Source organism: Rhodanobacter sp. ANJX3, from assembly GCF_014200755.1.
In the GTDB taxonomy this organism is placed as follows: domain Bacteria; phylum Pseudomonadota; class Gammaproteobacteria; order Xanthomonadales; family Rhodanobacteraceae; genus Rhodanobacter.
This window is the reverse complement of the sequence record NZ_JACHCM010000003.1, coordinates 481,395-494,399: the sequence shown is the minus strand read 5'-3', so window position 1 is coordinate 494,399 and position 13,005 is coordinate 481,395. Positions and strand designations below refer to the sequence as shown.

Genomic DNA, 13,005 nt, shown 5'->3' with positions numbered 1-13,005 from the left:
GATAGTCGATGCTCGTCCCCACGGAGAGCGTCATGAGCAAACAAAATTTGAACGGCCGTCATATTGCAGTACTCGCTACCGACGGCTTCGAACAGAGTGAATTGCAAGAGCCCAAGCGCCTGCTGGAAGAAGCCGGTGCCACGGTGCATGTCATCGCCCCGGATGGCGCCAAGCAGATCAAGGGTTGGAACAAGAAAGACTGGGGCGACTCGGTCAAGGTCGACAAGCCGCTCGAACAGGCGCAGGCCGACGACTACGACGCGCTGGTGCTGCCGGGTGGGGTGATCAACCCGGACAAGCTTCGGCTCGATACCAAAGCCATTGCCCTGATCAAGGCCTTTGGCGCGGCCGACAAGCCGATCGCCGCCATCTGCCACGGGCCGTGGACGTTGATCAACGCCGAACTGGTCGAAGGCCGCAAGGTGACATCGTGGCCTTCGCTGCAAACCGACTTAGAGAACGCGGGCGCCAAGTGGCAGGACAGCGAGGTCGTGCACGACGGCAACCTCATCACCAGCCGCAAGCCGGACGACATCCCGGCCTTCACCAAGACGTTGATTGCGGCGATCGCGGCGTAACTATCGCCCGCGTTTCCCTCTATCAGAACAGGTCCTCACCGCCGCACCCACGGGTGCGGCTCTTTCATTCGGCCGTCCAGACGGCTCAGACCCCGGTCTGCTCATCGATCTAGCAGGGAACGCGGTTACTTGGTTAGCCATGTCAAAGATCGCTGAGCTTCCCGCGACAAGGCGGCTTTTCGTTAAGCCGTCTTCTCCAAATTTCGTTGACGATGGCCGTCTGCCAGGCTGTGGTCGACCGAATCGTGCGCGACAGGCGGAACCGCCGGCGCACTTCGAGGTCTGCAGGGGGCGGAATACTGCGCACATGAGATGTATCGGTCCTGCTTGGTTCAAGCGTCATACGGCATGCTTCACCGTTAACTTCGCCACGAGACACCGTCATTACCCATCCGTCGCAGCGCGATCAGCCCCCTGGGGCACCAAGTATCGACCGGCCCGCTCGCGGGCTGGTGCCGCTGGATGAGTCCACCAGCGCGATGCTCCGTGCGCTGCCGCGGCGCCGTTCGACGCGGGATCCCGGCTGGATATGGCTGTCCATCATTGCCGCACTGCTGCTGCACGGGTTCTTCACCTGGTTTGTATGGCGCCAGATGCGTCCGGACACGTCGCCCCAGGCCATTGCGGCGCCACCCGGCGCGGACGCGATCGAGATCCGCTTTATTCCTCGCCATCCACCGGTGACGGCACCCCTACCGCCGCCGCCCGCGCCGCTACCGCCGCCGCCGAAAGTGGCTGCCTCGCGTCCGCGCCCCGTGGCCAAGCCGGAGTCGCCGTCGAAAGATGCGATGACCGTGCAGTTGCCGGCGACCAAGCCGGACACCACGCCGCCGCCCACGTTGTTCGACAAGAATGGCCAGCCCCTGCTGCCTGCATCGGCCACCAGCACGCTGCCGAAGGCCGAAGCGGATTACGTTCAACGGATGCCGACGGACGACGACAAGGTGATGCAGCACAGTTCGCCGATCAAGTACGCGCCGACGCGCTTTGACAAGTACTGGCACAAGACCAGCACGGTGGACGGCGCCCTGCAGAAAGCGGTCGATGCCACCACGGTCAAAAAAACTTTCAATCTGCCTGGCGGGGTGCATATCCACTGCGCCGTTTCGGTGGCGATGCTGGCCGGCGGTTGCGGCGGCGATCCGCCACCGCCGCCGCCGAAGAAAGACGGCGACGAGCGCCTGAGCATGGCGCCATCGCAGCAGTTCGGCAAAGACCCGCATCCACCCACGCCGCCCACGCTGGAGGCGTGTATCGCCATGTATCGCGCGGACAAGCCACTGGAGCACGGCTGTCCGGTGGATACGCCCAGTCGCGCGGTCGATGCGGAAAAGGCGCAGGCCGCTGGCAAAGCGGCTACGGGCAAGCCATAGGCCATCGTCGATGACATAGCGGGTATCGGCGAAATCCCGGGGGCGCCGCTACACTGCCGGATATGCCTTTGCCGCCCACCGACCCTTCCGCTGCCGATGATCCCGCCAATCGCCCCGCACGAGTCCTGATGGACTCGCCGCTGGCGACGTCTACCCGCGTGATCGCCCGTCGCCGGCTCACGCGCGAAGAGCCACACGAAAGTTGGCGTCGCATCATCGGCATCGTCGGCGCGGTGCTGCTCCACATTGTGTTTTTGCTCGTTTTCATACTCGGGCCGGTCGACGAGGGCAGGTTGATTCCGGAGCCCAAGGTGGTGGCCCTGCACGTGCGTTTGATCGATGCGCCCGAACCGCCGCCACCGCCACCGATCCGCGGCACCCCGCCGAGAGAAAAGGGGCCTCGACACAAAGGCCAGGCCGCGGCGGCATCCAAGCAGCGCGCCAATGCCAGCCCGCGCAGCAGCGAGCCGTCGACCATGGCGGTCGCGCAGGCCAGCCCGGCGACCGCGCCGCCGGTGGTTGCGCAAACGACCGTAACGCGGTCGCCGACGCCTAAACGAGTCGCGGCCCCGAAACCGCCGGTCAGCCTGCCCAAGACCGCACCCACACCGCAGCTGCAGCCGATTCCCGTAGCCGGCCCGCCGCCGCCGGTGGTGCTGGCCGTGCCGACCATGCATGCGCCGGTACCGCCCAGATTTCAGCCTGAACCCGTGCGTGCGCCGCAGGCTGAGGGCAATCAGCCGATGCCGCCGCCTGCTTCGCTGGCCCTGCCGGACGTGCCGCCTCAGGCGATGCCTGCAGTGGACAAGCCGACCATCGCTCTGACCAGCGTTGCGCCGCCGGCGAACGTGCCGCCGAGCGTGGCCCCCGCGCGAGCGGAAATGCCGGCCGCTCCACCGGTGCCCGAATTACAGGCGATTCCTTTACCTGCGCAGACCGCGGCCACGGTCAACCTCAAGGCATCGGTGAGCGTGGCAGCTCCCGCGGCGCCGCGCGAGCTGCCGCAAGTGCAGGCGCCGACGGTGGAGCCGACCGAAGCTCGGCTCGAGGCGGTACCGGTGTCGCCCACCACCCGTCCGAAGGTGGCGTCCGTGGCGCCGACGGTGAAGATCGACGTGGCCGACAAGGCATCGGTGTCGGCTGTCCAGACGTCCATACCCAAGCCTGATCTTAGCCTGCAGCCGCTACCATCCGTACCGGCGCCCGCATCCGATCAGTCGTCCAGCGCCAATCAGGCGGCGCCTGCGGCGAGCAAGGCGGACGCTGCCGATAAATCGGCTGCCCCCGATTCGGCCGACAGCAAATCCGCCAGCACTCGGCCTGATGCCAGCGCCAGCCAGAGCAGCAACGATCGCGACGTCAGCACCGCGCCGAATGCCACGCCCCAGGGCAGCGATACCGCTACGCCCGGCCAAATCAACGGCGTAGCCAACGCGCCGGATACCGAAGGAAAGCAGGGTGCGCAGCCCTCGGCGACACAGGCGCAAGGGGCGGCCGGCGCGGCTCCGGCCAATGGCAAGAATGCCGGCGTCGGCAGGGCCGATACCGGTACTGGTCCTGTAGGCACGATTTCTCAGGCCGGTGCCGAGCAGGGCGCCAAGCAGGGCAACGTGGGCAGTTACGTGCAGGTGATCCCGCATGGCGACACCACGATCATGGATCACCGCGCGCCCAACATCGGCTACAAGCCGACGCGTTTCGACAAGGACTGGACGCCGCCTGGCGAAAGCTCGGTCGATACCGCGCTGCGTCACGCGGTAGAGAAGACCACGACAACGCATACGTTTCATCTGCCGCAGGGCGTACGCATCAAATGTGCGCTCACGCCGCTGCTGCCGATGGCGCTTTTGAGCTGTGGCAATGGCGACCCGCCGCCGACGCCGGTGGCCGACAAGGTCTACGACCGCATGCATCTCGCGCCGGCCAATCCGCCGGTGCCGCCCGCGCCCGCAGCCAGCGCGGCGCAAGTCGCCAAGGTGGCGCCGCTCAAGCTCGACAACAGCGCCGAGTGCGCCACCGCGCGCGTCAGCGGCGGTCCGCCGCCGCCGGGCTGCGAATCGATCATCCTGCCGGTGAAGTTGGCCCATCCCGCGTCGTCATCGTCGTCCAGTTCGTGGGTACCGGCTAGCGATCAGTTTCATTGAGCTTTACCTGACCGAACCAACGGGCCGCTGGCAAATGCGTCACCACGGCGCTCATCTGCCGAGTAGCCGACGTGCGCGACGCTCACTTCCCGATGCTCAGACAATTGGTTGCGCTGCAAGACTGTCGTTTGTCGGCAGGAACTCTCAAACTTCCTCTCCATGCTGGAGGGCTGAAACGATGAAAAACTGGCTGTTTCTTGCTGTTGCAATTATCGGCGAGGTTGTCGCCACGTCTGCTCTTAAATCCGCTGACGGCTTCACCAGACCTGTTCCATCGGTGGTGGTGCTTGTGGGTTACAGCATCGCTTTCTATTTCCTCTCTCGCGCGCTTGCGGTTATCCCGGTCGGTATTGCCTACGCTGTATGGGCTGGACTCGGCATTGTCCTTGTAGCGGCCATTGCGTGGATTTTTCACGGACAAAAGCTCGATCTATGGGCCTTTGTCGGCATGGGACTTATCGTGAGCGGCATATCGGTACTCAATGTGCTCTCGAAGGTCAGCGCTCACTAGCCAGCATCCGCCGGGTCAGGAGTGGCGTCCTGAAATTTTTCGAGGTCGAATCGGTTTCGCGTTTCAACTCAGGCTCAAGGTTTTGACGGTGCAGGCTTACCGATTGAGAAACGCAACTTTCGATGATCTCGAGCTCGCCTACGAGATCACCAAAGATGCCATGCGCGGTTATGTGAAGCATACCTGGGGCCGCTGGAATGAGCGCGAGCAATATCAGAAGCACCGGGATAACTACACATCTGAAACACACAGGCTTATCGAGGTCGGGAACGTGATTGCCGGTTTAGTCGCCACCGAGAACCTGCCTGATCACGTCTGGCTGGTTAAGCTGTATCTGCTGCAGGCCTTCCGTAGCCTGGGCATTGGAGCGGCGGTACTTGAGCAGGTTGTGCAGGAGGCGGCCGAAATGGGCCTGCCGGTGCGTTTGCGGGTGCTGCGTGTCAATGAGCATGCTCGGGCGCTATATGCGAGACACGGCTTCAGCGTGGTTGGAGAGACGTCCGAGCGCATTTTCATGGAGCGACCGTTGCGCACGCTGGATGTCAGGCCGGAAAAAGTGTGAAGAAATGTTCGTACTTACAGAAAATAAATGGCCGTAAAAACGGCCATTTATTCAGGTCCAAAGGAATATAAAATTCACGATAACCGCGACAGCTCCCGGGTCAGTGGAAGCCGCCTGATACGCACGGCGGTGGCGCGGAACACTGCATTGGCGAGCGCCGGCGCGGCCGTCGGCATGGCCAGAAAGCTGGCGCCGGCCGGGTCGCGATCGCCGGGTACGGTGATCACTTCCACCGCATCGGGCAGCTGCGCCATGCTAGCCAGGGGGTAATCCTTAGCGCTGTGCTGCTGGATCTGGCCATCCTTGAAGGTGATCGACAGATTCAGTGCGGTAGACAGTGCGTCCAACGTGGCGCCGGCGACCTGGCCTTCCAGGCCCATCGGATTGATGATACGCCCAACGTCCACGGCGCAGACTACGCGCTGGACGATGAGCTTTTGATCCTTGGTAGCCACCTCGACCGCATGCGCCACGTAAGCACCGTTGAAGTGCCAGCAGGCGATCCCCAGGCCGTTGACGCTGTGCAGCCAGTTTTTCCATTCGATGCGGTCGGCCACCAGCTTCAGCACGTTGATCAACCGGCCGGTATCGAACGTGCCGCCACCGCTCAGTGGCAGTTCGCGCGCGTCGCCAAGCAGGCGCAGGTGCGTGTCGAGCGGATCCTCTTTCATGCTGTGCGCGATTTCGTCGATGAAGCTCTCCACCGCGAAGGCGTTGCTGAGGTGCGGCATGCTGCGTGCCGGGCCTCGCGGTATGGCCGAGGTCTGCGCGTACCAGTCGCTGCGGTAGTTGGGTACCAGCGCGGCGGGCAGCTGGTCGACATCGACTTCGGAGGTCCACAGGCGGCTGTCCGGCACGCCGCGGTTGACCAGGGCCGAGGCGCTGACCATGCGCTGATACCAGCCGGTGATCTGGCGCTTGCGATCGATGATCACGCTGAGCTGGTGCACGCTGCCGGAGCGGTAGTAGTCGTGCGCGAGGTCCTGATCGTGCGTCCAGATCAGGCGTACCGAGGTGTCGATGTCCTTGTTGCTGGCCAGCATCACCGCCTCGGCCAGGTAATCGTGATCGAGCCGCCGACCGTAGCCGCCGCCGACCCGCGGCACGCCGATTTCGATCTGATCCGGCGAAAGGCCGGTAATCCGGTGTACGACGGCCCAGGCTTTCTGCGGCGCCTGCGTCGGTACGACCAGGGTCGCCTTGTTCTTTTCCACGCGAACCAGGCAGTTCATCGGCTCGGCGGTGGCGTGTGCCAGCCACGGCTGGAAATAGGTGGCTTCGAGTCGGCGCGCGGCCTTTTTGCTGGCCGCGTCATAGTCGCCATCGTTGCGCACGCGAGTGGTCGGGTCAGTCTTGCCCGCGAGCAGGGCGTTAGCCTGCTGCTCCAGCGCGTCGCTGCTTTCGCTGTTGCTCGCGCCCGCCTTCCATTTCAGCTTGAGCTTCTGGCGGCCCTTGAGCGCGGACCAGGTGTCTTCGGCGAGCACTACCACGGCGGTGGCGCTGAGCGTGGTACCGGCCTGCTGGCCGACTTCGGGGCTGAGCTGCAGCACCTTGCGCACGCCTTTGACGGCCAGCGTGTCGGTGAAGTCGATGCCGTCCAGCGTGCCGTCCGGCCACGGGCAGTGCACCACGACGGCGGTGAGCGTGTCGCCGTACTGCTGATCGATCGCAAAGCGCGTCTGGCCGGTGACGATTTCGCGCGCATCGACGTCGCCCGCGGGGTTGCCAATCAGCTGATAGCGCTCGGCGGTTTTCAGCGGCGGCACGCTGGTGGGCATGTCGATCTTGCTGGCGTCCTCGACCAGGCTGCCGTAGGTGAAGCGGCGGCCGTCCAGTGCGATCACCGTGCCCGATTCGCAGCGCAGTCGGTCGGCCGGCACGCCAAGACGACGCGCGGCCGCCTGCAATAGGAGCCAGCGCGCCACGGCACCGGCCTGACGCAGGTCGGCCCACGCGGCCGAAATGGAGCCGCCGGTACCGCCGAGCTGACGGCCGTAAATCCAGCTGGGCTGGCCGTTGTTGTCGGTCACGCCCAGGCCCAGCGATACCACGCTGACGCGGTTCCAGTCGGCGTCGAGCTCATCGGCGATGATGCGCGGCAGCGAAGTGGCCACGCCGGTGCCGGTGTCCGGATCGCGCACGCCGATCAGCACGTTGCCGTCGGTATCGATGCGCACATACGCACCGATACCATAGAAGGTGTCGCCGAGCAGCGACGGTGGCAGTGGTGCGTCGGTATCGGCGGCCTCGGCCGCGCGGATACCGATGACCAGCGCGCCGGCTGTGCCGGCCAGCACCTGCAGAAAGCGCCGGCGCGAGAGCCGGATGCCGCGGTTCGCATCGCTCATGGCTGGCCCGCCTTGCCGGCGGCCACGCGCTTGATCGCCCGGCGCACGCGCGTCTGGCAGCCGCAGCGACAGACATTGGGCAGGGTGTCGATATCGTCGTCGCTGGGCTGCTTCTTGCGCTTGAGCAGATCGACCGAGGCGATGATCCAGCCAGGGGTGCAGTAGCCACAGCCGATCGCGTCCTCGTCGATGAAAGCTTGTTGCACGGGATGCAGGGTGCCGTCGTTGGCGGCGAGTCCCTCGATGGTGACGATTTCAGTGTTCGCTGCCTTGGCCACGGTCACCGAAATGGCCGAGGTCGCCTTGCCCTTGAGCAGGATCAGGTCGGCGCCGTTCTCTCCATGTTCGCCGCCGTATTTGGTGCCGGTCAGCCGGAGCACGTCGCGCAGATACCAAAGCAGCGGCATTTGCGGATCGCCGGTGTGTCGGTAGTGCTCGCCGTTGATCTGCAGGTCGATGCCGTCACGGATCTTGTCGGGCACGATGGTCTCGGTGGCCGGCAGAGCCTGGGCTTGCGCAAGCGCCATTCAAAATCTCCTCGAAAGCTGTGAGTGCATTGTCGCATCTCGACAGCGTGCTCCGCTGAACAGGCGCTGCCGCGTATGGCAAACATCCCTGCTTCTAGCCGAAAAATTTTTGCCGCTTGTGGCAATCATTACGGCTTAAGGCCGAACAGGTGACGCCACTTGTGGGAGGCGTTACGGCTTAAGGCCGAAAAAGGTGACGCCAAATGAAATACACCGGCACGCCGGCGGCAATGATTATCAGCCCGATACCGGCGTTGACGGGGTTGTCGCGCATGGTGGCAAACACCACGCAGGCGATGACCGCGACAAACACCAGCGGCAGCAGCGGATAACCCGGCACGCGAAAGCGGATGGTTGCGTCGTCGTGACGGCGATACCAGAAAAGCGTCGCCACGCCCACGGCGCAGGCGAGCCAGTCGCCGAACGTGGCGTAATCGAGCAGTTGGCTATAGCTGCCGGTGACCCCAAGCAGGATCGACCAGCCGATCAGGATCAGCAGCGCGATATTCGGCGTTTTATAGCGCGGGTGAAGCCGCGCCACCGACCGAAAAAACAGGCCGTCCTCGCCCATCACCTGCAGCACGCGGGCACCAGCCACCAGCGTGATGTTGCAGAAACCAAGCGCGGAAATGGCCACGCCCAACGCAATAAGTCTGGCACCGAACGATCCGAAAACCATCTGCATCACGTCAGCAGCGGGCGCCTGGCTGGCCGCGAGCCCGGCATGTCCCAGTGCGGCCAGGTAGGCCACGTTGACCAATACGTAGGCCGCGATCACCAGCAGCATGCCGAGCGTCAGGGCGCGCGGTAGCGTGCGCTGCGGATCGCGTACTTCGCCCGCGAGGTTATTTAGGTAGGTGAAGCCCGAATACGCGAACAATACCGGCAGGGCCGCGCTCATGAAGCCGGTGCCGTGATGTGCGGGATCGACGGCCAGTATCTGCGCATGCCCGGCGCCGGCAAGAAACAGTCCGCACACCACCAGCACGGCCACTGCCAGCAGTTTCAGCAGCGCGAAAAGGTTTTGGATCCGCGCGCCCAGCCTGAGCCCGAACAGGTTCAGTCCCGCCACAAACACCAGCGCGCCGACGGTCAGCGGCATCGCCCACGCCGAGGAAAGGCCGAAAAGCGTGCTGGCGTATCCGGCAAAAATCTTGGCCACGAAAGCGGTGGAGCCGGAATAGATGACCAGCAGCATGGTCCAGCCGAACAGAAAGCCCGCCAGCGGCCCGAACGCTTCTCTTAAATACACATAGCTGCCGCCGGCATGCGGCCGCCGCGCACCGAGCTCGGCATAGCACAGCGCGCCGATCAGCGTGAGCAGGCCGGCTCCGACCCATAGCAGCAAGAGCGTCAGCCCGGAGTTCGTGCGCTGGGCGACGATACCCGGCGTGAGAAAAATACCGCCGCCGATAATGCCGCCCACTACGATCAGGGCAGCATCCCATGGGCGCAAACTTCGGAGATAACCGGAGGGTGTCGGCGAGGAACTCATTTATCGGGCCAGGGCGGAAACGACGCCAGAGCATGGCGTTTCCCCAGAACACCGGCAAGCCCTCAGTTAGAGCCGGTCCAATATCTCTGCGTGGTGCGCCAGGAGCTGTTTGCGCGAGCCGAGGAAAAACGAGGGAATGGACGTCGGTCCATGACCGAGTGGTGACGCAGCAAGGCGGGCAAACAGCCCCGGCCCTTCGCGTTGCCTCGTCGTGGCCGCCAAGGCAACGCGAGCTACGCGGAGATTATTGAGCAGGCTTCTTACCTCTGTCGTATCCGCATCGGAGAATGTCGGCGAGAGGTGCTGATCGCGGCGATATATCCGCCGTCAGCACCTCTCCTCTTCGACTAATCAGAGGCGAAAGCTGAAGAGCCCGCTTTTCAGATACAGATCGAGGTTGGTGACGTCCAGGGTGCCGATGCCTGCGCCCGGCTCATAGCCATGTTTTCCCTGGTAAAACCAGTTGTCGCCCTGGCGGATGTCGTTGAAGGGCGAGTAATTGCCGTAGCCGAAAATGTTCTGCATGGCATACACCTGCGGATTCCACAGGCCGATACGATGATGGTTGCTCTGCGTCAGCAAAGCACTGATGCCGTTGAGCTGGGGCGCAACAAAGCTTGTGCCGCCTTCAGCAATCAGCCCCCCGTCGTAAGTGGATACCACCAAATACCCCGTTTCCGGATCCGCATTGAGTGCGATATCCGGCACATTGCGGCCGCGGAAGTGCGCCGGCAACTTCAGCAGTGTCGTGGGACCTGCAGTCGGATCGTTGTAAGAAAGCGACTGTCCGCTCTCGCTGGTGCGGATGCCGTTGGTGAATAGTTGATAGAACGGCGTGTGCCAGTACACGCTGACGCCGCCGCCGCCGCCGACCGAGAACACATCGACCAAACCCGGACCGAAGTTGGTGTCGAAATAATTCTGGATGTAATCCCAGCCCCAGACGCTTTCCTGAGTAAGCGAAGCATTCGGGCCGCCGTTGAAGCTGTACGTGTAAGGTCGCGTGGTGCCGCCCGCCGCAGTGATATACGGATCGGAAGCCGGAGAGTCCACCGTTAGCGGAGCGGTATAAGTGCCGGGCGCCGTGCCGACGCCGAGGCCACGCACCGTATCGTAGGCGCCAGAGTCGCCGCTGGCAGCGAAGACCGACTGTCCTTGCGCTGCAGCCTCGAGGAAAATTTGATGGAAAGCCTGCAGATCGCCGGCGTCGCTGGTATCCGTAATGCTCGCGCCGTCTACATTCAACGCCGCAAAGTTGAAAATCTCCGGACCGCCCCAGCTGGTGGAAATACTGTCGGCCTTGTTGTCGGAAACGGCTTGTGCGAAGGCATCGACAAAGCCATTGCCTGCATTGGGTGCGTCATACACGATGATGCTGGCATCCGGGGCAATGCCGCCGGACTGCTCCACATCAAGCGCAGTCTCGCCGCTGCCGCTGTCGATCGCGCTACCGCCATCCACATGGACCTGGGTGATGCGATTCGGTTTGGTGGCCAGGCCGATGTCGGTCCAATAGGTCTGTGCATCGGCGGGGTAGAAGTTGGATAGGGTAACGATGGCCAGGGTGCTGCCTTTGCCGGTTACGCCACGCTTATACAAGGGATTGATGTTGTAGAAATTGGCCACGTCGCCGACCGTGTAGCTGCCAGGTTCGCCGGTAGCCGTCGGATTGCCTGCGGCAGCAGTGGCGGTAGCCGAATTCGCGATGGCGGCGGTTGCCAGCTTGGTCTTCTGTGCCGCTGTCGTTGGCGTGCCTGGCAAGTTCAATGCCTTTATCCGATGCGACAGATACTTCTTTTCATTGCTCAGGCCGGATGTGGCGACCACCAGGTCGGCGATCGCCGAAGGCATTAAGACGGTGGTCGAAGGGCGATGAAAATGCTGGCCGCTTGAGAGCGATACGTAGTTGTGGATAGGTGCATTGAAGGCTGCGCCGAGTTGGGCCAGAGTGCCCGTCGCACGAATCGTCATATGGTTGTCCAGCACTTGGCTGCTCAGCCCTTTCTGCTTCAGATAAGCCTGTACCCGGGCTATTTCAGCCGCACTCGCACCGTACTGGCTGGCGAACTCACTGGTGCTCAGAAACTGCTGAAAATGCCTGCTGCCGGGCGTTACGGTGTCCTGGATGTACTGCTCCAGGGCGGCCTGATTGTGCAGTTTGAGCACGACGGTGACCGTGCTGGTCTGATTGCCGGAGGCCATTCCGACATCGGCTTCCATGTGCGAGTTGGCTGCCATAGAGGCGCCGCTGAAGCCTGCCAGGGTGACGGCGAGGGACGTTGCGAGGGCCGTGCGATTGAAATGGCGAATCATCGGATTTTCCTTCTGGAATGAAAAACGTTGATACCAAGCCGCAACGCCGACTACTGCCCGTTAATGCAAGACAGCATGTTCTTGGTCGGTCTAAAAGCGGCGTCGAGAAATACCCTGAGCGGCGGAGCACGTCCCCCTGTCGTCCGTACAATGCCTGTTCATAAACTAGCGCAATGGGATGGCGAATTGAGCGTACAGTGGATCGAAAGTTCTTTCGATACGACTATTTCCTAGATGCTTCTCTAAAGTCCACGCGACGTAGCATTCTGACGATCGAGCGCTGCCGAAGTACGCCGACACCCGTGATATGAGCGGCTTTAACCTTTTAGAGTGCGCGAACTTTTTTAACCGGCCATGCCGGTTCGTCGCATCAATGACGATGTCCGCTGCGCCGGTGTCGCAGGTACAGATTCCCTATTTCACCCAATTTGGTGAAAATGCGCCGCCCGCATGCATGAGGCAGCGGGAGGGAAGTACCAACATAGGGGAAAATATGAAGAAGCAGATTTTATCGATCGCCGTTGTCGGCGCGCTGGCGGCTGCCTCGGGCAGCGCATTGGCTGACGAACCGGGAGCATTTTTCATCAACGGCAATCTCGGTCAATCGACTTATCACGACAGCACCTTCAGCAACAACACCGACACCAGCGGCGCGATTCGCGCCGGCTACAGTTGGCAGAGCGACGTCGTCGATTTCGGCGTGGAAGCCGGTTACGTTGATCTCGGTACGGCCTCTACCCAGTTGACGTCGGATCTGCCTGGCCTGAGCGAAAAAGTTAGCGCCAAGGCCAGTGGGCCGCTGCTTGGTTTGAACCTCAAGTACAAATTCCAGAACCACATGTTTGTCTCCGCGCGCGGAGGCCTTTTCCACTCATCGGTGGATGTCGATGTCGGGAACTTCGGATCGGAGCGTTTCCACGGCAACGGCGGTTATCTCGGTGCGGCGGCGGGTTACGATTTCAACCAGCATTTCAGCCTGGGTCTGGCCTACGACGGGTATCACGCACGCATCGACAGCGGCGAGGCGAAGGGCAACGAAAGCATCGGCGTTTTCTCGGGCTTTGCCGAATACCGCTTCTGAGCGGGCAGCTCGTCAAAAACAACGGCCGCGAAAGCGGCCGTTGTTTTTCCCGGGAGGACTGCTGCTGGGCGAG

10 protein-coding genes are annotated in these 13,005 nt (G+C 62.8%); 6 read left to right on the top strand and 4 right to left on the bottom strand.

The window, feature by feature from the left end; genetic code table 11:
• Nucleotides 1-32 precede the first annotated feature (32 nt).
• The 5 genes from HDE76_RS10750 (at nucleotide 33) to HDE76_RS10730 (ending at nucleotide 5,168) form a co-directional block, all read left to right on the top strand.
• Entirely contained in the window at nucleotides 33-578 is a 546-nt protein-coding gene (locus HDE76_RS10750; RefSeq protein ID WP_179477694.1) for a type 1 glutamine amidotransferase domain-containing protein, read from the top strand.
• A gap of 479 nt (nucleotides 579-1,057) precedes the next feature.
• Entirely contained in the window at nucleotides 1,058-1,951 is an 894-nt protein-coding gene (locus tag HDE76_RS20895) for a hypothetical protein (RefSeq protein ID WP_184507301.1), read from the top strand.
• 128 nt (nucleotides 1,952-2,079) lie between these two features.
• Nucleotides 2,080-4,095 carry a hypothetical protein gene (locus HDE76_RS10740; RefSeq protein ID WP_184507298.1) on the top strand — a complete coding sequence of 672 codons (2,016 nt, stop codon included), beginning with the start codon at nucleotides 2,080-2,082 and terminating at the stop codon, nucleotides 4,093-4,095.
• 178 nt (nucleotides 4,096-4,273) lie between these two features.
• A complete protein-coding gene (locus tag HDE76_RS10735; RefSeq protein WP_184507296.1) occupies nucleotides 4,274-4,606 on the top strand; it encodes an SMR family transporter in 333 nt (110 codons plus the stop codon).
• A gap of 88 nt (nucleotides 4,607-4,694) precedes the next feature.
• Nucleotides 4,695-5,168 carry a GNAT family N-acetyltransferase gene (locus tag HDE76_RS10730; RefSeq protein WP_343205699.1) on the top strand — a complete coding sequence of 158 codons (474 nt, stop codon included), beginning with the start codon at nucleotides 4,695-4,697 and terminating at the stop codon, nucleotides 5,166-5,168.
• 74 nt (nucleotides 5,169-5,242) lie between these two features.
• Here the strand turns inward: HDE76_RS10730 and HDE76_RS10725 are convergent, their stop codons facing one another.
• From HDE76_RS10725 to HDE76_RS10710, 4 genes are all read right to left on the bottom strand, one after another.
• Nucleotides 5,243-7,516, bottom strand: coding sequence for a molybdopterin cofactor-binding domain-containing protein (locus HDE76_RS10725; protein ID WP_179477690.1), 2,274 nt, complete (start codon nucleotides 7,514-7,516; stop codon nucleotides 5,243-5,245).
• Nucleotides 7,513-8,043, bottom strand: coding sequence for a (2Fe-2S)-binding protein (locus tag HDE76_RS10720; RefSeq protein WP_184507290.1), 531 nt, complete (start codon nucleotides 8,041-8,043; stop codon nucleotides 7,513-7,515). The genes HDE76_RS10725 and HDE76_RS10720 overlap by 4 nt, the downstream gene beginning before the upstream one ends.
• A gap of 178 nt (nucleotides 8,044-8,221) precedes the next feature.
• On the bottom strand, nucleotides 8,222-9,538 hold the full coding sequence (locus HDE76_RS10715; RefSeq protein WP_184507287.1) for an amino acid permease: 1,317 nt from the start codon (nucleotides 9,536-9,538) through the stop codon (nucleotides 8,222-8,224).
• A gap of 351 nt (nucleotides 9,539-9,889) precedes the next feature.
• Nucleotides 9,890-11,851, bottom strand: coding sequence for a S53 family peptidase (locus tag HDE76_RS10710; protein WP_184507284.1), 1,962 nt, complete (start codon nucleotides 11,849-11,851; stop codon nucleotides 9,890-9,892).
• Between the two features lie 307 nt (nucleotides 11,852-12,158).
• On the opposite strand from HDE76_RS10710, the gene HDE76_RS10705 reads away from it, so the two are divergent.
• Nucleotides 12,159-12,932, top strand: a complete 774-nt coding sequence (locus HDE76_RS10705; RefSeq protein ID WP_255481539.1) for an outer membrane beta-barrel protein — start codon at nucleotides 12,159-12,161, stop codon at nucleotides 12,930-12,932.
• The last annotated feature ends 73 nt before the right edge of the window (nucleotides 12,933-13,005 follow it).